This window comes from Bacillus sp. FSL R5-0712 (assembly GCF_038593285.1).
Taxonomy (GTDB): Bacteria; Bacillota; Bacilli; order Bacillales; family Bacillaceae; genus Bacillus; species Bacillus safensis.
In genome coordinates this window covers 2,409,805-2,428,806 of record NZ_CP151981.1, presented here as the reverse complement: position 1 = coordinate 2,428,806, position 19,002 = coordinate 2,409,805, and the positions used below count along the sequence as shown (strand labels likewise).

Sequence of the window (19,002 nt, the reverse complement as noted above, 5' to 3'; positions counted from 1 at the left end):
CTTCACCCATTCCGTTCATGGAAGCCATTTCTTCGTATGAGTCATGAAGCAAACGCACACGATAAGACTGTTCCGCAAAAGGTGGTTGAGCACATTTTGAGAACATGTCGAGAACTTGAAGGAATGACGATCTATACAGATGAGCTGTCCCAATCGCTTGGTTCCATAAAAGATATTTGCTTTTTAGCCGGAGGCAGCTGCGGAGGATATGTGTTAGAGGGGAAAAAGAAAGACTGTGCACTCGTTCCATTTTCTGCTTTTGATCAGCTGACAGACAAAGGTTTGTGTGTCAGCCGCCAGGAGGGAGTGGGCATGGATTCCTCTGCTCCATTCTTGTTATTTTCGAAATTAAAGAAGAAAATGATGCAGTCGCCTGATGGTGAAAATTTAGGCATTTTGGAAGATGTATACTTTTGCTCAAATTCGGGCACAATCGTAGCATATGAACTCTCGGACGGCTTCTTTACAGAGCTATCAGGGATTCGGAAACAGCTGCAGGCTGCCGGAACCTTGATGAACGTTCAAAAGGAAGCACTGGTTCTAAACCGAACGTAAAGAGGTGCTGATTATGCTCATTTGCCCAAATTGCAAATGTAAAGACATCGGAAAAATTGGGGTCAATCAATATTATTGCTGGGGCTGTTTTATTGAATTGACGCTGTCAAAAGGCAAAATATCTACACACCAAGTGGAGGAAGACGGGACACTAAGCAGCTTAGATGATCTGTTTAGTGACGATGAACGTTCAATTCAACTATAAGTGTTAAGGGGGAATTTCGAATGGGCAAAATGACTTCTTCACTATTAACGCTTGGTGCAGGTGCACTCGCATATCACTTTGCAAGCCGATATGATATGCCATCAAAGCGGGATATGAAAAAGCTAAGAAAACGTGTTATGAGAATGATGTAAACAAAAAGGGCTAAAATGATCTACATTTTAGCCCTTTGTTTTTTATTTTTTTCAGCGTGATAGCCAGCCGGTCTATACGCTGAGGTATCCGCCAAGAGCGGATGTCCTTTTTATGCCTGCCTGTATTCTAATCGTCTTGCAAGAATGGATAAGCTGAAATTGACGACAAAATACATCATAGCTGCCAATAAGAAAATCGGCAGTAAATAGGATTGACTTTGACCGTTTAATATTTGAGCGTGATGTAATAATTCTGGAAGCGCAATGACAACGGCAAGCGACGTATCTTTCAAAAGAGATATGAACTGACTGACAATTGGCGGCACCATTCGGCGCAGAGCCTGCGGCATAATAATCATTTTCAGTGTTTGAATATAGGTTAAACCAGAAGATCTGGCTGCTTCAATCTGGCCCTTATCAATTGATTTAAGGCCGCTCCGAATAATTTCTGACAGCATCGCGGATTCAAACACGGTTAAAGCTGCAATGGCAGAGGCTGTGATGCTTAGCTTGATGCCGATTTCAGGCAATGCAAAATACGTGAAAAAGATGATCAGCAAAAGCGGCAGGTTTCGAATGGTCTCTACAACTACCGCAAGTACCTTCGATAAAAGTGGTATTTGAGCGAACCGTAATGTGCCAACGACTAATCCAATGATAAAGCTCAAAATGATGGAGATAAAAGCCACTTTTAAGGTGACAGCAAATCCTTCAAATAAAAAGGCGAGATGATCAGGCTGGTAGGCACCTATAAAATCCATGATGTTTCCTCCTTTCTAGTGGCTTCTTGCTAATCTTCTTTCTAAATAACCGACGCCTAGACTGAGCGGAATGGTTAATAGCAGATAGAACATCGCAACAAAGATGTAGACATCAAACGTCACAAATGTTCTAGACGCAATGAGGTCTCCTTGATACATGAGATCAAACCCTGCAATGACACCTAAAATCGAGGAGTTTTTGACAAGGTTAATAAATTGATTTCCAAGAGGGGGAATGACGATTTTAATCGCCTGCGGCAAAATGATATACCGCATCGTCCCGCCATATGACAGACCTGAGGCGCGGGCTGCTTCCATTTGTCCAAGCGGTACAGCTTGTATCCCTGCACGAATGGCTTCAGCAATAAAGGCAGACGTATAAATGGCAAGAGCAATCGTACCGGCAGTAAAGCCATCTGCTACAATACCCAGCACCGGTAAACCAAAGAAGAAAACAAAGGTGATCAATAATAACGGAATATTCCGAATAAATTCAACATAAGCCGTTCCGAACCAGTTGAGCGGCCTAAATGGCGCAATTCTCATAATGGCAATGAGTGTACCGATCAAAAAGCTTCCAATCAGAGCAATGACACTTGCACCAATGGTATATTTAAAGCCTTCTAAATAAAGATGAACATTTTCAGTGAGAATGGAAAACCGCAGCAATCAGTTCACTTCCTTCCTGATCAACAGGGGAGCCTTTGAGCGGCTCACCTGAGGCATTGATCTTGACGAATCAAATGCTATTCTTTGATCCATTTTTTAAGAATCTTGTCATACTCTCCATTGTCTTTTAACGTTTTTAAGGCTTTATTGATCGCATCTGTTAATTCTTGATCTCCTTTTTTCACAGCAATGCCATAAGGCTCATCTGTAAAGGTGCCGCCGACCACTTCATAATTTGAATCTTCATCTGCCATACCAAATAAGATCGCATTATCAGTTGTCAGCACTTGCCCTTGGTTTGATTTTAATGCTGTAAAAGCCTCCTGATAGTTCTCAAATTCTAATACGGATGCTTCAGGTGCTTTCTCGCGGATATTTTGAGAAGAAGTAGATCCTTTCACGGCCAGCACCTTCGTTCCTTTTTTAAGATCATCAATGGATTGAATGTCGCTTCCTTTTTTCACAAGCAGTGATTGTCCTGCTTCAAAGTAAACATCTGAGAAATTGACTTCTTTTTTACGCTCTTCTGTGATTGTCATGGTCGCAACAATTGCATGTATATCCCCTTTTTGAAGCAAAGGAATTCTTGTTTTAGATGTCACTTCCTTAAATTCTGCTTTTCCTTCATCGCCGAGTATTTCCTTTGTGATGGCTTTTGCAATGTCAATATCAAATCCTTCAATATCACCGCTGCTCGGATTTTTTAGACCGAATAAACGTGTGTCATTTTTTACACCGAAAATGATTTTTTTGTCTTTCTTAATGGTTTCTAAAGAACTTCCTTGTTTTGCATCAGTTGACCCTTTTTCAGTAGATCCACAAGCAGCCAAAGCGGCGATGCAGCAAGTCATAAAGAGCAGCAGGCCAAAGCGTTTCATTTTTTTCATCAAACCATTCCCCCTAGTGATTTAATATACGGCTTAAAAATAATTGAGCACGTTTCTCTTGCGGTTTTTCATAAAATGCAGCCGGTGTTGATTCTTCAAGAATTCTGCCTTCATCAATAAAGACAATACGGTCAGCCACTTCGCGGGCAAAGCCCATCTCATGTGTGACGACAACCATGGTCATGCCTTCACGAGCCAGCTGCTTCATCACATCTAATACCTCGCCGATCATCTCTGGATCAAGTGCAGATGTCGGTTCGTCGAAAAGCATCACCTCTGGCTTCATCGCAAGCCCTCTTGCAATGGCAACGCGCTGCTGCTGTCCGCCCGAGAGTCGTGAAGGGTAGGTATCTGCCTTTTCAGGAATGCCGACTTTATTTAAATAAAATTCAGCTGTTTCCTTTGCTTCTTCTTTGCTCACTTTTTTGACCTTCATCGGCGCAAGCATAATGTTTTCAAGCACCGTCTTATGCGGATAGAGGTGAAAATGCTGAAAGACCATTCCGATATTTTGCCTGACAAGATTGATGTTGGTCTTCGGATGCTGAACAGACACTTGGTTGACGAGAACTTTTCCCGCATCAATGCTTTCAAGACGATTGATACACCTGAGCATCGTGCTTTTACCAGACCCTGAAGGACCGATGATCACAACAACCTCCCCTTTTTGAATATGTAGGTTAATGTCCTTAAGTACATGGAACTGGCCATAATGCTTGTTGACTTCTTCGAATGTGATCATGAAGAACCTCCTCTTGTGTTTCATTGGCTAAAGCTAAAGTGGATTCTAGCACAACTTGTGTAAAAAGAAGTAAATGATGGAATATTTTCTGACGAGATTTTACAGCTAACAGTGACTTTGGATGGAGCTGTATGTTTCATGTGTATTCATTTTTAACAAAGTTAGGACAAATTTTATTTACGTGGATAATTGCAGAAGATGGTTAAACAATAAGAAAAGAGGTGAAAAAGGTGAAGAAACGTCCGATCCAATTTCTAATATATGCTGCAGGGGTCCTGCTTGTCCTTGCATCCTTGCTCATTTTTCTGCAGCTCGACGAGTTATGGATGCCTGTTTTTTTATTGCTGAAGGCGGTTCTCATTCCGCTTCTCATCGCTATTTTTATTTCTTATCTGCTTTATCCGATTGTGGAAAGACTGCATGCACGAGGGCTGCCGAGAACAGTCAGTCTCTTACTCATCTATGTCCTGTTTTTTGGCGGGATTGGTTTTGCGGTATATAAAGGAGCGCCTATTATGATCGCACAGTTAAATGAGCTGTCAGAACAAATTCCTGTCATCGCTGAAACGTATAATGGCGCATTATCACATATTCATCATCATACGAGCCACTGGCCTGACGGACTTCATGACCGTTTGGACCGCTTCATTGTTCAATCGGAGACATATGCAGCCAATAGCGCTGAGCGGATGATTCTTAGCTGTAAAGTTTTATTTGATTACGCATTAGTTGCAGCACTTATTCCTTTTCTTGTTTTTTATATGGTAAAAGACATGAATACGATGAAACGGGCGGCATGGTATTTAACGCCGCCGTCATTTAGGAAAAGGGGGCATGCCTTTGTGAAAGCAGTGGATGAATCGCTTGGTGATTATATTCGAGGGCAGCTGCTTGTCTGTTCTTTAATCGGGGGTGCAGCAGCCATTGTGCTTTGGCTTTTTCATATCCCGTATCCGCTCGTTCTTGGCATGCTGATAGGAGCAACGAACGTGATTCCGTATTTTGGACCGATAATTGGCGCAGTGCCTGCCATCTTTATTGCGTTTACCATCTCAGTGAAATCGGTCATCATCGTATTGATCACAGTAGCGGTGCTGCAATTTTTAGAGAGCAATGTCCTCAGCCCTATCATTGTAGGGCGAAGTCTTCATATGCATCCTGTCGTCATTATGCTTGTCTTGCTTGCAGGAGGGGAGCTGTTTGGCTTAATTGGGATGATTTTAGCTGTACCAGCAGCTGCGATTATCAGGGTGATCATTGTGCAATATATCCTGATGAGACGAAGCGTTCATTGACAAGACGAGCCGAGTTGTCTATAATAATTTCGATTCATACATATTGAAATTCAATGACGGACCCGAGTACGTTAAAAAGCTGTTGCAGAGAGAGGCTTTATTTGCTGAGAAAAGCCTTATCAGACCTTTAACGGAAGCTAGTCCCGAGTGCAGATAAACACTGCCGCTCTCTTCCGGCGTTATCGGATGTGAAGGTGATAGACGAATTTGTCTATAATCAGGGTGGTACCGCGAGAACATCTCGTCCCTGTGTAAGTCGTTTTGTGCTTGCATAGGGCGGGATGTTTTTTCGTTTGTGTGGAGATTGATGAATGATAAGGGAGGACTTTTGAATGAAAACTTTAACTTCAGCTCAAGTACGTCAAATGTTTTTAGACTTTTTTAAAGAAAAAGGACATGCTGTAGAACCGAGTGCGTCACTTGTACCGCATGACGATCCGACACTTTTATGGATCAACAGTGGGGTGGCAACATTAAAAAAATACTTTGATGGCCGCGTCGTACCTGACAATCCGCGTATTTGCAACGCGCAAAAATCGATTCGTACGAATGATATTGAAAATGTAGGGAAGACAGCACGTCATCACACGTTCTTTGAAATGCTTGGCAACTTCTCTATTGGTGATTATTTTAAAGAAGAGGCCATTGAATGGGCGTGGGAATTCCTCACAAGTGAAGAGTGGATTGGCTTTGATCCGAATTTGTTATCTGTGACAGTCCACCCAGAGGACGAAGAAGCATATATCCTTTGGAGAGATAAAATTGGTGTGCCTGAAGAACGTATTATCCGTCTTGAAGGCAACTTCTGGGATATTGGCGAGGGCCCAAGCGGACCGAATACAGAAATTTTCTATGACCGCGGTGAATCATACGGTGACGACATGAACGATCCAGAATTATATCCAGGCGGAGAAAACGAGCGTTATCTAGAAGTATGGAATCTCGTGTTCTCTGAATTCAACCATAATCCAGATGGATCATACACTCCACTGCCGAAGAAAAACATTGATACAGGGATGGGCCTTGAACGAATGGTATCTGTCATTCAAAATGTGCCAACGAACTTCGATACAGACCTTTTCATGCCGATTATTCGTGCAGTCGAAACCATTTCTGGAGAAAGCTATGGTTTGGCGAAGGAAAAAGATACAGCATTTAAAGTCATTGCTGACCATATCCGGACAGTTGCCTTTGCTGTAAGTGACGGTGCGCTTCCTTCCAATGAAGGCCGCGGATATGTATTAAGACGTTTGCTGCGCCGCGCTGTGCGTTATGCAAAAACGATCCATATCCACCGTCCGTTTATGTATGATCTAGTGCCAGTTGTTGCTGAGATCATGAAGGATTTCTACCCAGATGTACAAGCAAAAGAAGAATTTATTGCGAAAGTCATCAAAAACGAAGAAGAACGTTTCCACGAAACACTGAACGAAGGGTTAGCTATTTTGTCAGAAGTGATCAAAAAAGAAAGAGACAAAGGCAGCTCACAGATTTCAGGTGAAGATGTATTTAAGCTGTATGACACGTATGGATTCCCTGTCGAGCTGACAGAAGAATACGCAGAAGATGAAAACATGACAGTTGATCGAGAAGGCTTCCAAGCGGAAATGGAGAAGCAGCGTGAACGGGCAAGAAATGCGAGACAAGATGTCGGCAGTATGCAGGTTCAAGGCGGCGCATTAGGCGATATTAAAGTGGAAAGTACCTTTGTTGGCTACGAAAATTTAACTGCGGATACTCGCATTATCGAATTGCTTCAAAATGGTGAAATTGTCTCGGAAGCACATGAAGGAGACACGGTGCAAATCTTGTTAGATGAAACACCTTTCTATGCGGAAAGCGGCGGACAAGTAGCGGATAAAGGAACACTAAAAAGTGCAGAAGCCATCATTGAGATCAAAGATGTGAAAAAAGCGCCAAACGGTCAGCATGTCCATGAAGGAGTCGTTGTAAGCGGTACGGCTCAAAAAGGTCTCGAGGTCACTGCTGAAGTGGAATCAGCTCTTCGAAAAGGGATTGTCAAAAACCATACAGCGACACACCTTCTGCATCAGGCGCTCAAAGATGTATTAGGAAGCCACGTAAACCAAGCAGGTTCATTGGTAAATGAAAACAGACTTCGCTTTGATTTCTCTCACTTTGGACAAGTGACGAAAGAAGAATTGTCTCAAATTGAAAAAATCGTCAACGAAAAAATTTGGGAAGGCATCTCTGTTGCCATTGACCTGAAACCAATTGCTGAAGCAAAAGAAATGGGTGCAATGGCGCTCTTTGGCGAGAAGTATGGCGATATTGTCCGTGTTGTCCAAGTGGGCGATTACAGCATCGAGCTATGCGGCGGCTGTCACGTGCAAAACACTGCGGAAATCGGTTTGTTTAAAATTGCATCTGAGTCGGGTATTGGTGCTGGAACACGCCGTATTGAAGCTGTGACTGGTAAAGGCGCTTATGAAGAATTAAATGACCAGCTGGCGATTTTAGAACAGGCAGCAAGTGAGCTGAAGTCAAATACGAAGGATGTACCAAAACGGATTGCTTCATTACAGGCAGATTTAAAAGAGGCTCAAAGAGAAAACGAATCTCTCCTTGCGAAATTAAGCCAAGCAGAAGCTGGCTCTATTTTAGAGAAAGTGACAGAAGTTGGCGGAGTGAAAGTATTAACTGAAAAAGTAAATGCTAAAGACATGAACCATTTAAGAACAATGGTTGATGACTTAAAAGCTAAATTAGGATCAGCTGTCATCGTCCTTGGAGCCGTTCAAAACGGAAAAGTAAACATTTCAGCAGGAGTAACAAAAGACGTGATCGAAAAAGGTCTGCATGCAGGGAAGCTTGTGAAGCAAGCAGCTGAAATCTGCGGCGGAGGCGGAGGCGGACGTCCAGACATGGCACAAGCAGGCGGAAAACAACCAGAAAAGCTTGAAGAAGCACTGGCAACTGTCGAAGAATCTGTCAAATCCGTTTTATAATCAGGCAATGTAGTGTAGAATAATGGTATTAGATGAGCGGTTAGAAAAAAGCTTGCTAGTAGAATGTTGGAAGAGAGGTGCAAGAAGCAGTGAGTTCATTTGATAAGACAATGAAGTTTAACTTCTCTGATGATTCAGCTGAAACCAATGTGAATGAAGTGCTCATTACAGTTCATGACGCACTCCAAGAAAAAGGATACAACCCGATCAATCAAATTGTCGGATACTTGCTGTCAGGCGACCCTGCTTATATTCCAAGACATCAGGATGCACGCAACCTAATTCGTAAACTAGAACGAGACGAATTAATTGAGGAATTGGTTAAATCGTACTTAGAGACACATAAAGAGGCGTAAAACATGAGAATTTTGGGCTTAGATTTAGGCACGAAAACCCTTGGTGTTGCGATCAGTGATGAAATGGGATGGACAGCGCAAGGGATTGAAACAATTAAAATTGATGAAGCAGGCGGAGACTTTGGTCTCAGCCGCCTGTCTGAGATCATAGCGGAATACGGAGCGGATAAAATTGTACTTGGCTTTCCAAAAAATATGAACGGTACGGTCGGTCCTAGAGGCGAAGCCAGCCAATCATTTGCGAAAGTGCTAGAAAACACGTACAATGTTCCTGTTGTGCTTTGGGACGAGCGTCTGTCAACAATGGCAGCGGAAAAAATGCTCATCTCTGCAGATGTGAGCAGACAAAAGCGTAAAAAAGTCATTGATAAAATGGCGGCTGTCATGATCCTGCAAGGATATTTAGACAGCTTAAATTAAAATGAGGTGAATCAAATGGAACACGGAGAAAAGCAAATTACAATCGTTGATGATAATGGAAATGAACAGCTTTGCGAAGTACTATTTACTTTTGAAAGCGACCATTTTAACAAATCTTATGTCCTTTACTACCCAATTTCTGAACAAGACAATGAGGAAATTGAAATTCATGCATCAAGCTTTACACCGAACGAAGACGGTGAAGATGGCGAGCTAGAGCCGATTGAAACGGATGAAGAATGGGACATGATTGAAGAAACGTTAAATACGTTCTTAGATCAAGAAGACGAAGAATAGAACAAATAAAAGGCCTGTGAACAGATCTTCTTGATCTTTCTTCACAGGTCTTTTTTTACGATCACTATGTTAACTTAATTTTATTTTATGTTGACATAATGAATTGTACCTTTTACTCTGTTTTTAACAATAAATTGAGTGAGGGGCATGGAGATTGAAAATACAAGATATGATGCAAATAGCGTTAATGACAGCGGTCATCGGGATGTTAGGCTTGATCCCGCCGATTTTACTTACATTTACACCTGTACCGATTACATTGCAAACCGCAGGTCTTTTGCTTGCTGGGGGGCTGTTAAAGCCAAAACAAGCACTGATCAGTTTATGTCTTTTTCTTTTGGTTGTGGCAGCAGGCGCACCTCTTTTGTCAGGCGGGAGAGGCGGGATAGGGGTTTTCTTTGGTCCAAGCGGTGGTTTTCTTCTTGCTTATCCTGTTGCTGCCTTCATGATCAGCTTATGGGTGAACCGGCTGAAAAAAGTAACCGCACTGCGTCTTTTTGTGATCTATGTGGTTTGCAGTATTGTGATTTTGTATATGTGCGGCATCCCCTTTCAAGCCATGATGATGCATATTAAGGTGTCGCAGGCCGCTTTCCTTAGTTTGATTTATCTTCCAGGTGATCTCATCAAAGCGGGAATGTGTGCTGTCTTTACGGTCAAAATCATACAGGCCATGTCATATCGAAAAAGGGATCTGCATAAAGGGAGGCGTGCAGTTTGAACAGAATAACGGAAAGCTATGCAGTACATGCAGAAATGAAACCAGATCAGATTGCCATCATAGATGAGCAAGAAAGCATTACATATCAAGATTGGTACGAACGTGTACAGAGATCAGCGCAGTGGTTACAAGGAACGGCTCATCAGCAAAAAAGAATCGCTTTTTTATTATCAAATGGTGCTTCTTTTTTGCAAATATTTGCGGGCGCTGCTTGTGCAGGATGGACAGCCGTTCCGCTTGATCCGAGATGGAGTCATGAAGAATGTGTTGAAAAGCTCTTGTTAAGTGAGGCGGATCTTGCCATTATAGAGGATCGATTGATGAAAAGATTTGAACAAAGCAGCGTAGACATACCGTTTCTTTCTTTATCTGAATGGAAGGAAAGAATGAGCCTTCTCACAGACAGTCCAGATAACAGCTGCGAAACCGAGAAGGATCCTGTCTTTTATATGGGATTTACGTCAGGATCAACAGGCTCACCGAAAGCGTTTATTAGGCGTCAGCAGTCTTGGATCGAGAGCTTTCGAATGACCACCGCTTCATTTGGAATCACTCATCAAGATCATGCTCTTATATTAGGTACACTCTTATCCTCTCACTTTTTATATGGGGCCATCAGTACATTATACTTTGGCGGCACAGTGACGCTTTTAGAAAAATTTGTGCCAGTAAAAGCGAAGAAAGCCTTAGAGACAGGTGATATCACTGTGATGTATACTGTCCCAACAATGACAGAAACGTTACTGCAAATCGAAGCTTTTAGAGAAGACAATCCGCTTCTTGTCATGTCATCGGGAGCAGATTGGAGCATCTCTTCAAAAGAACAGCTCGTCACCAACTATCCACATGTCACTTTTTTTGATTTTTATGGCACATCAGAGTTAAGTTTTGTCTCTTATTTGTCTTCAAATGACTTTATGCAAAAACCTTCTTCTGTTGGACGGCCTTTCTCCTCCATTCAAGTAGAAGTAAGGCGGCCCGATCAATCTGTCTGCCAGCCAAATGAAACAGGGAGAATTTATGTAAAGAGCCCAATGACGTTTTCAGGTTACTTGCATGAGCAGAAACCGCCGGAGGAGTGGCTGACAGTTTACGATATGGGATGGCTGGATGAAGACGGTTATCTGTATATGAGCGGTCGTGAGAATGGCATGATTGTCTATGGAGGACTGAATATTTTCCCAGAGGAAATTGAGCGTGTGCTAAATGAACAGCCAGAGGTAAAACGGTCGATTGTGGTTGGCGTTCCTGACCCATATTGGGGTGAAATCCCTGTTGCCATACTGGAGCAAGAGCCGCAAATAAAGGCGGTTCGACAAGCTGTTAAAGAAAAGCTGGCGGCCTACAAGGTACCAAAAAAATGGCTTGTGATTGATCAAATGATTGAAACATCCGGCGGAAAAATAGCCCGCGCGAGCATGAAAAAGTGGGCGGAGGAGCAATTGTCATGCAAGCAGTGATCGTAGAAGCAAAACGAACACCCTTCGGTGACAAAAATGGGATGCTGAAAAATTATCGCCCAGAGCAATTAGCCGCTCCCCTTATTCAGCATTTGTCTCAGATATTGACACCGGATGACGTCATATTAGGCAATGTCGTCGGAGGCGGTGGAAATATGGCCCGTCTGTCCTCATTAGAAGCAGGTCTTCCTTTACACGTTCCTGGTATGACAATTGACAGGCAGTGTGCCTCTGGTCTTGAAGCGATCCGAACAGCTTGCGTCATGGTTCAATCGGGGGAGGGCACGATGTATATCGCTGGCGGGACTGAGAGCATTTCCAGCTCACCAATGAAAGAGAGAGCACGCTTTTCACCGGAGCGGATAGGAGATCCGCATATGGGAGAAGCAGCAGAGCTGACCGCGTCGGCATTTTCTGTCACGAGAAAAGAACAAGATGACTATGCCCTTTTAAGCTGGGAAAGAAGTTTAGCGGCATTCACACATGGTACATATTCAGAAGAAATCGTTTCGATTGACGGGATGAACATAGATGAAGCGGCTGCTAAAATAAGACCGATGGCAAAGCTGATCAAGCGGGCAAAGCCTGTATTTTTACCGGGAAAAGGAACTGTGACCGCCGCCAATAGCTGTAAGGAAGCAGACGGAGCAGCCGCCGTCGCTGTGATGGAAAGATCGCTAGCGGAAGCAAGTGGATATAAGGTGATGCTACGGTATGCCGGAAGTGCTGTGACAGCGATACATCCTCATTTTCCAGCTGCTTCACCAATTGATGCGATCAAGAAGCTTTTACATCAAGAGAACATCAAGGCAGAGGAAGTGGCGCTATTTGAAATCAATGAAGCGTTTGCGCTGAAAGCTGCACTTATTGCCCGGACGCTGGGGATACCATATGATCGAATCAATAGAAGAGGCGGTGCACTTTGCCTTGGGCATCCTTACAGCGCGTCAGGAGCTGCTATGATGGTGAGATTATTGTATGAAGGGCGCGCCTTACCGAATGGAAGCTATGTCATGGCTGCTATTGGAAGTGGTGGCGGCATTGGTTTAGCCGTGTTATGTCAAGTTCTGTCATGACATGCATAAGCAAGGAATTGCCGAACTCCGTCGAATCATGTACTATAAAAGCTAGATGTGAGGAGGGCCATGCATGTTTTCAGAACAAAAGAAACGACCATTCTTCAAAAGAAAAATGGGGATCGTCCTGTTATCTGTCCTTGCTGTCATCATCATTGCAGCATTATCAGGCTTTTTATATGTTAAATCAGCACTCGGACCGGTCGATCAAAAAAGCAAACAAACCATTAATATTCATATTCCAAATGGGACATCTGTCCGCGAAATTGCAGGCATTTTAAAAGAAAATGGGCTCATTTCGAATGACACGATTTTCACTTATTATGCAAAATACAAAAAGGCGTCCGGCTTTAAAGCGGGATATTTCCATTTAAAACAAACAATGGACGCAGACACACTGATCAAAAAGCTGACATCTGGCGGGACAGATTACGCCTTTCAGCTTGTGATTCCAGAGGGAAGACAGCTGTCTGATATTGCAGCCATTATTGCAAATCAGACGAATTTTTCAGCGAAGGAAGTTGAAGCGAAGCTGGATGACCCTGCTTTTATTCAAACGTTAATGAAAAAATATCCGAAAACCGTGACATCACAAGTGAATGGAAAACAGGTGAAACATCCGTTGGAGGGTTATTTATTCCCTGCTACGTATCCATTTTATCGTGAGGATGAATCGCTCGAAACGATCATTGAAACGATGATTAAACAAACAGATCAATACGTGAAAACGTATGAAAAAGACATGAAAAAGAGAAACATGTCCATACATGATGTGTTAACGATGGCTTCACTGATTGAAATGGAAGCAACAGAAAAGACAGATCGGGCAAAAATCTCAAGTGTATTCTATAACCGGTTGAAAAAAGACATGCCGCTTCAAACTGATCCAACCGTTCTTTATGCACTTGGTGAGCATAAATCCCGTGTGTATTACAAAGACCTAAAAGTGAAATCTCCTTATAACACGTATAACAACAAAGGGCTGCCGCCTGGACCTATTGCAAATGCGGGTGAATCCTCTTGGAAAGCCGCACTGCATCCAGAGAAAACGGATTACGTTTACTTCCTTGCGAAGAAAAATGGAGAAGTCGTATTTACGAAAACGTTAAATGAGCATAATAAAGCAAAAGCGAAATACATCACAGGCAGCAATTAATGGACAAGTGAATCGAAAAAGACTGTAGACAATACGAGATTGCCTGCAGTTTTTTTCGTTGGAATCTCCATTTTATAGGTTCGCAATTGCCCCTTCTTTGTGGTAAAATATATCGGGTTGTTTTTACTTAGATGAACGAAAGATTGACGAGAAAGAGAGCTGCAATAGGCAGGACTCTTCTTTTTCAGGTCATGAAGGAGCTAGACAAATAATGACTATCGAAGATGATCGAATAAATGATTATATTGAACATTTAATTCACCCAAGTCCTGATGCAATCGCTCAATTAGAGATCTATGCAAAAGAGCATCATGTGCCAATTATGGAAAAGGTGAGCATCGAGCTTTTATTGCAGCTGCTTTCGATGAAACAGCCGAAGAAAATTCTGGAGGTTGGGACAGCGATTGGCTATTCCGCTATTCGAATGGCAACAGCTCTTCCAGACGCTGAGATTTATACGATTGAGCGAAATGCAAAGCGCTATGAAGAAGCAACACGGAACATTGAGGAATTAAAGTTAAAAGAAAGAATACACGTGTTTTTTGGTGATGCGATGGAATCGGCTAAAACGGTCCAAACGATGGCGCCCTATGATGTGATCTTTATTGATGCCGCAAAAGGGCAGTACAAGCGTTTCTTTGAATTGTTTGAACCGATGCTCGCTCACGACGGAATGATTATCACAGACAATGTCTTATTCAAAGGCTTAGTGGCAACGAATTATGAAGAAGAAATTGAAGATAAACGAAAAAAACAATTAATTGGAAAAATTGATCGATACAATCAATGGCTCATGTCAAACCCTGATTTCCAAACGTGCATTATTCCAGTTGGAGACGGGATCGCCATTAGTACAAAAAGAGGTGACCAATCATGAAGAAACCAGAATTGCTTGTGACGCCAAGCAGCGTGTCAGACGTACTGCCATTAATTGAGGCAGGAGCTGATGCATTCTTAATAGGCGAACAAACATACGGTATTCGTCTTGCAGGTGAGTTTTCAAGAGAAGATGTGAAACAAACGGCTCTGCTTGCACATGCCCATCACAAAAAAGTGTATGTAGCGATGAATGCGATTTTTCATAATGACCGCGTTCAGCTGCTTGGAGATTATTTAACCTTTCTCGATTCATTAAGCGTGGACGGCGTCGTCTTTGGAGACCCAGCCGTGATCATGGCCGCAAAGGAAACAGGAGTGAACCTGAATCTTCACTGGAGTACAGAAACGACTGGGACAAACTATTACACTTGTAACTACTGGGGCAGAAAAGGCGCATCGCGTGCTGTTCTTGCAAAAGAGCTGAATATGGACAGTGTGATCGACATCAAAGAAAATGCTGAGGTGGAGATTGAAATTCAAGTCCATGGCATGACATGTATGTTTCAATCGAAACGTACGCTCATCGGCAACTACTTTGAATACCAGGGCAAACAAATGGACGTCGAAGGCAGAAATATGGAGGAAGGGCTATTCCTGCATGACCAAGAGCGTCAAAACAAATATCCTATTTTCGAGGATGCAAACGGAACACATATTATGAGTCCAAATGATGTGTGTATGATTGACGAATTAGAAGAGTTTGTTGACGCAGGCATTGACTCATTTAAAATTGACGGAATTTTAAAGTCACTTTCTTATATGACAGAGGTGACATCACTTTATAGAAAAGCAATTGATTTACTAACGACTGACAAAGACGCGTATGAAGATCAGAAAGAGGACTGGGTGAAGCGGATTGAAGAGATTCAGCCAGTGAATCGTTCGATTGATACAGGGTTCTTCTTTAAAGAAACGGTTTATTAAGATAAGAGGAGGCAGAGGAAATGGCATTATTGAAAGATGGTATTTCTGAAATGATTGATGGGAAACGTGTCATTACAAAAAAACCAGAACTGCTTGCACCCGCAGGAAACTTGGAAAAACTGAAAATTGCTGTACATTACGGAGCTGACGCTGTTTTTATTGGCGGGAAAGAATTTGGACTTCGCTCAAATGCAGATAACTTTTCAATTGAAGAAATGGCAGAAGGTGTCGCATTTGCAAACAAATATGGCGCACGCATTTATGTGACAACAAATATCTTCGCCCACAATGAAAACATGGACGGGCTGGAGGAATACCTTCAAGGGATCGAAGGCGCTGGAGTAGCAGGCATTATCGTAGCTGATCCACTGATCATTGAAACATGTAAACGTGTTGCACCGAAGCTTGAAGTCCATTTAAGCACACAGCAGTCTCTTTCAAATTGGAAAGCTGTTCAGTTTTGGAAGGAAGAAGGGCTTGAGCGTGTGGTGCTCGCACGTGAAACTAGTGCGTTAGAAATTAGAGAAATGAAAGAAAAGGTCGATATTGAAATCGAAACATTTATTCACGGTGCGATGTGTATCGCATACTCTGGCCGCTGCGTGCTCAGTAACCATATGACGGCAAGAGATTCTAACCGCGGAGGCTGCTGCCAGTCCTGCCGCTGGGATTATGATCTTTATAAACTAGAAGGTTCTGAGGAAGCGCCTTTATTTGGTGAGGAAGATGCGCCATTTGCAATGAGTCCAAAAGATTTGAAGCTTGTCGAATCCATTCCTCAAATGATCGAAATGGGAATTGACAGCTTAAAAATCGAAGGACGGATGAAATCCATTCATTATGTTGCCACTGTTGTAAGTGTATATCGCAAAGTCATTGATGCGTATTGTGCTGACCCAGACAATTTTGTCATTCAGCAGGAATGGTTAGATGAATTAGATAAATGCGCAAACCGTGACACAGCACCAGCCTTTTTCGAAGGCATACCAGGAACGGATGAACAAATGTTTGGCATCCATGGGAAGAAAACGACATTTGATTTCGCAGGTCTTGTTCTTCATTATGATGAAAAAGAAAAAATCGTGACATTGCAGCAGCGTAACTTCTTTAAGCAAGGCGACGAAGTCGAATTCTTCGGACCAGAAATTGAGAATTTCACATGCAAAATTGAGACGATTTGGGATGAAAAAGGAAATGAACTAGATGCCGCTCGTCATCCGCTGCAAATCGTCAAATTCAAGCTTGATCAAAAAGTATACCCTAGCAACATGATGAGAAAGGGGAAATAACAGCCACATGAGGAGTAAACCAGTTGTCATTGGTATTGCTGGCGGCTCGGGTTCGGGTAAAACGAGCGTCACCAATTCAATCTATGAAAAATTTAAAGGACATTCCATCCTCATGCTTCAGCAAGATCTATATTACAAAAATCAAAGTCATATGCCATTTGAAGAGCGCCTGCTCACGAACTATGATCATCCGCTTGCATTCGACAATGACCTGATGTTTGAGCATTTGGAACAGCTCCTAAGATACGAATCCATTGAAAAACCAATATACGATTTTAAGCTGAACACACGTTCAGAAGAGACGGTTCATGTTGAGCCGAAGGATGTCATTATCGTTGAAGGTATCTTTGCGCTCGAAGACGAACGTTTGAGAGACTTAATGGATATTAAACTGTATGTTGATACAGATGCAGACCTTCGCATCATCCGCCGCATTTTACGCGATACGAAGGAAAGAGGCCGGTCGATCGATTCTGTGATTGAACAATATGTATCTGTTGTCAGACCGATGCATAATCAATTCATTGAACCGACGAAACGATACGCCGATATCATCATCCCAGAAGGCGGCCAAAACCATGTGGCGATAGACTTAATGGTGACAAAAATTCAAACGATTCTTCAAAACCGAGCAGAGTAAATGGTGGAGAAGAAAAAGACCTTTACAGTGTAAAGGTCTTTTCAGCATCATCTTACCAAACTCTCACAAAAACTTGTCCTAAGACAGACGTCCCTTTATAAAGAGTGATAGTGGCATCGCCACGTGAATGAGCGGTCACTATTCCAAAAGAGTTAACAGATGCAACTCTCTGGTTGTCTGTCCAATAACGTGTTGCTGCAGCATTATAGACTGAGCACTCCTGACCAACTTTCATAGGTAAATCGTAATTTTGAATTGAAATCACATCTAATGTTTTCAATCCAGAAGTGCATATATTATTGTTATTGACTGTGAAATCCGCTGTTTCTTTGGCCGAAGCCATGCCCATTAGTGAAAAAGATAAGGTAGAGATGGATAGAACAGAAACAATTGTTTTCTTCATGTTCATTTAAAACACTCCCTAGCATGTATTTGGTCTTGCATTGATAGAATTCAACAAAAACCAAATATTACCTTGTCAATATTTGTTAATAATATGTGAACATTTATAAAAGCAGCATTCTCGGAAAAAATCTTAAGGGTTTGATATGATAAGAAAACAATGAAGAAAAGAAGAGATGGAGAAATCACTACCACATAGCGAAAGAATGAAGTTGAAAAAGTATATTAAAAAAACGACAAACAAATCATCACAAATTTTCAAACAATTCTTGATCAAAATGCAATTTTGTAATAATATAGCATAGACATATCGTACACTGACCATATTAGTATTGGAAGATGGAGAATGGATAAGCTATTCTTCTACATATGATCGAAATGGCCGAACGAGGTACAGGAGCTTCCTGTGCCTTTCCACAGTTTGTGCGATTTTAGACCGCTGCGAGTGGTCCTGTCTAATAAAAGGCATAATAGTTGCATCTAAAAGGGACGCCATGTAAGATGGACTTTTACGAATATGGTACAGAAGGAATGAGGGCCTGAACATGTCCTCATTCTTGTATATTTCAGTCGTCACTCACGTGCAGAAAGTTTGTATGGTGAGGATTAATAGAAGGAGTGAATGATTCATGGCACAAGAGAAAGTATTTCCAATGACAGAAGAAGGAAAACGTAAATTAGAAGAAGAGCTTGAATATTTGAAAACGGTTAAACGTAAAGAGGTTGTAGAGCGTATTAAAATCGCTAGAAGTTTTGGAGACCTCTCTGAAAACTCGGAGTATGATTCTGCTAAAGAAGAGCAGGCGTTTGTAGAAGGCCGTATTACAACGCTTGATAATATGATTCGTAATGCTAAAATTATCGAAGATGAAGGAAACTCAAATGTGGTTTCACTTGGTAAAACGGTGACATTCGTTGAATTACCAGACGGGGAAGAAGAGTCTTACACAATTGTTGGAAGTGCAGAAGCTGACCCGTTCGAAGGCAAGATTTCAAACGATTCACCTATTGCAAAAAGCCTTTTAGGTAAACAAGTAGACGACAAAGTAACCGTTCAAACACCTGGCGGAGAAATGTTCGTCAAAATTGTAAAAATTTCATAATCACGTTTATCACGTAAACACCTCGTCCACAATAGGGACGAGGT

General features: G+C 42.2%; 22 protein-coding genes and 1 other annotated feature. Of the genes, 17 read left to right on the top strand and 5 right to left on the bottom strand.

Annotated elements, in window-relative coordinates; genetic code table 11:
- The first annotated feature begins 96 nt into the window (after positions 1–96).
- The 3 genes from NSU11_RS12375 to NSU11_RS12365 are packed head-to-tail and all read left to right on the top strand — an operon-like array spanning position 97 to position 912.
- Positions 97–555 (top strand): PRC-barrel domain-containing protein, encoded by a 459-nt coding sequence (locus NSU11_RS12375; protein WP_244948480.1) that lies wholly within the window; start codon positions 97–99, stop codon positions 553–555.
- 13 nt (positions 556–568) lie between these two features.
- Positions 569–760 carry a hypothetical protein gene (locus tag NSU11_RS12370; protein WP_003216308.1) on the top strand — a complete coding sequence of 64 codons (192 nt, stop codon included), beginning with the start codon at positions 569–571 and terminating at the stop codon, positions 758–760.
- A 20-nt stretch (positions 761–780) separates the two neighbouring features.
- Complete coding sequence (locus tag NSU11_RS12365) at positions 781–912, top strand: YrzQ family protein (protein WP_003216198.1); 132 nt, start codon at positions 781–783, stop codon at positions 910–912.
- Positions 913–1,022: 110 nt separating this feature from the next.
- Here the strand turns inward: NSU11_RS12365 and NSU11_RS12360 are convergent, their stop codons facing one another.
- The 4 genes from NSU11_RS12360 to NSU11_RS12345 form a co-directional block, all read right to left on the bottom strand.
- Complete coding sequence (locus tag NSU11_RS12360; protein WP_056767967.1) at positions 1,023–1,673, bottom strand: amino acid ABC transporter permease; 651 nt, start codon at positions 1,671–1,673, stop codon at positions 1,023–1,025.
- A 15-nt stretch (positions 1,674–1,688) separates the two neighbouring features.
- Positions 1,689–2,342 carry an amino acid ABC transporter permease gene (locus NSU11_RS12355; protein ID WP_024423118.1) on the bottom strand — a complete coding sequence of 218 codons (654 nt, stop codon included), beginning with the start codon at positions 2,340–2,342 and terminating at the stop codon, positions 1,689–1,691.
- A gap of 77 nt (positions 2,343–2,419) precedes the next feature.
- Positions 2,420–3,229 (bottom strand): transporter substrate-binding domain-containing protein, encoded by an 810-nt coding sequence (locus tag NSU11_RS12350; protein WP_126681537.1) that lies wholly within the window; start codon positions 3,227–3,229, stop codon positions 2,420–2,422.
- Between the two features lie 13 nt (positions 3,230–3,242).
- The gene (locus NSU11_RS12345; RefSeq protein WP_024423116.1) at positions 3,243–3,971 is read right to left on the bottom strand and encodes an amino acid ABC transporter ATP-binding protein; all 729 of its coding nucleotides are present in this window, start codon (positions 3,969–3,971) and stop codon (positions 3,243–3,245) included.
- A 230-nt stretch (positions 3,972–4,201) separates the two neighbouring features.
- Here NSU11_RS12345 and NSU11_RS12340 point away from each other — a divergent pair, with 230 nt between their 5' ends.
- The 13 genes from NSU11_RS12340 to udk all read left to right on the top strand — a co-directional run bounded on the left by NSU11_RS12340 (position 4,202) and on the right by udk (position 17,453).
- Positions 4,202–5,266: an AI-2E family transporter gene (locus NSU11_RS12340; RefSeq protein WP_149126433.1), complete on the top strand. Its 1,065-nt coding sequence runs from the start codon at positions 4,202–4,204 to the stop codon at positions 5,264–5,266.
- A 44-nt stretch (positions 5,267–5,310) separates the two neighbouring features.
- Positions 5,311–5,518 (top strand) — a binding site (T-box leader).
- An 80-nt stretch (positions 5,519–5,598) separates the two neighbouring features.
- Entirely contained in the window at positions 5,599–8,235 is a 2,637-nt protein-coding gene (gene alaS, locus NSU11_RS12335; RefSeq protein ID WP_025092421.1) for an alanine--tRNA ligase, read from the top strand.
- Positions 8,236–8,324: 89 nt separating this feature from the next.
- Positions 8,325–8,591 (top strand): IreB family regulatory phosphoprotein, encoded by a 267-nt coding sequence (locus NSU11_RS12330; RefSeq protein WP_008358522.1) that lies wholly within the window; start codon positions 8,325–8,327, stop codon positions 8,589–8,591.
- A gap of 3 nt (positions 8,592–8,594) precedes the next feature.
- Positions 8,595–9,011 carry a Holliday junction resolvase RuvX gene (gene ruvX / locus NSU11_RS12325; protein WP_024423113.1) on the top strand — a complete coding sequence of 139 codons (417 nt, stop codon included), beginning with the start codon at positions 8,595–8,597 and terminating at the stop codon, positions 9,009–9,011.
- Between the two features lie 15 nt (positions 9,012–9,026).
- Entirely contained in the window at positions 9,027–9,308 is a 282-nt protein-coding gene (locus NSU11_RS12320; protein ID WP_024423112.1) for a DUF1292 domain-containing protein, read from the top strand.
- A gap of 154 nt (positions 9,309–9,462) precedes the next feature.
- A complete protein-coding gene (locus tag NSU11_RS12315) occupies positions 9,463–10,029 on the top strand; it encodes a biotin transporter BioY (protein WP_149126434.1) in 567 nt (188 codons plus the stop codon).
- Positions 10,026–11,489 carry an acyl-CoA synthetase gene (locus NSU11_RS12310; protein ID WP_149126435.1) on the top strand — a complete coding sequence of 488 codons (1,464 nt, stop codon included), beginning with the start codon at positions 10,026–10,028 and terminating at the stop codon, positions 11,487–11,489. The genes NSU11_RS12315 and NSU11_RS12310 overlap by 4 nt, the downstream gene beginning before the upstream one ends.
- Positions 11,477–12,565, top strand: a complete 1,089-nt coding sequence (locus NSU11_RS12305) for an acetyl-CoA C-acyltransferase (protein WP_149126436.1) — start codon at positions 11,477–11,479, stop codon at positions 12,563–12,565. Before NSU11_RS12310 ends, NSU11_RS12305 begins: the two co-directional genes overlap by 13 nt.
- 73 nt (positions 12,566–12,638) lie before the next feature.
- On the top strand, positions 12,639–13,721 hold the full coding sequence (mltG, locus tag NSU11_RS12300; protein ID WP_025092416.1) for an endolytic transglycosylase MltG: 1,083 nt from the start codon (positions 12,639–12,641) through the stop codon (positions 13,719–13,721).
- 211 nt (positions 13,722–13,932) lie between these two features.
- Positions 13,933–14,598, top strand: coding sequence for an O-methyltransferase (locus NSU11_RS12295; RefSeq protein ID WP_024423109.1), 666 nt, complete (start codon positions 13,933–13,935; stop codon positions 14,596–14,598).
- Positions 14,595–15,524, top strand: coding sequence for a peptidase U32 family protein (locus tag NSU11_RS12290; RefSeq protein WP_056767952.1), 930 nt, complete (start codon positions 14,595–14,597; stop codon positions 15,522–15,524). The genes NSU11_RS12295 and NSU11_RS12290 overlap by 4 nt, the downstream gene beginning before the upstream one ends.
- 20 nt (positions 15,525–15,544) lie before the next feature.
- Entirely contained in the window at positions 15,545–16,813 is a 1,269-nt protein-coding gene (locus tag NSU11_RS12285) for a U32 family peptidase (protein ID WP_056767949.1), read from the top strand.
- A gap of 7 nt (positions 16,814–16,820) precedes the next feature.
- Positions 16,821–17,453 carry a uridine kinase gene (gene udk / locus NSU11_RS12280; RefSeq protein ID WP_024423106.1) on the top strand — a complete coding sequence of 211 codons (633 nt, stop codon included), beginning with the start codon at positions 16,821–16,823 and terminating at the stop codon, positions 17,451–17,453.
- Between the two features lie 52 nt (positions 17,454–17,505).
- Here udk and NSU11_RS12275 read toward each other — a convergent pair whose 3' ends face one another.
- Positions 17,506–17,862 carry an Ig-like domain-containing protein gene (locus NSU11_RS12275; protein WP_056767947.1) on the bottom strand — a complete coding sequence of 119 codons (357 nt, stop codon included), beginning with the start codon at positions 17,860–17,862 and terminating at the stop codon, positions 17,506–17,508.
- A gap of 622 nt (positions 17,863–18,484) precedes the next feature.
- Here NSU11_RS12275 and greA point away from each other — a divergent pair.
- Complete coding sequence (gene greA / locus NSU11_RS12270; RefSeq protein WP_342493596.1) at positions 18,485–18,958, top strand: transcription elongation factor GreA; 474 nt, start codon at positions 18,485–18,487, stop codon at positions 18,956–18,958.
- Positions 18,959–19,002: the final 44 nt, after the last annotated feature.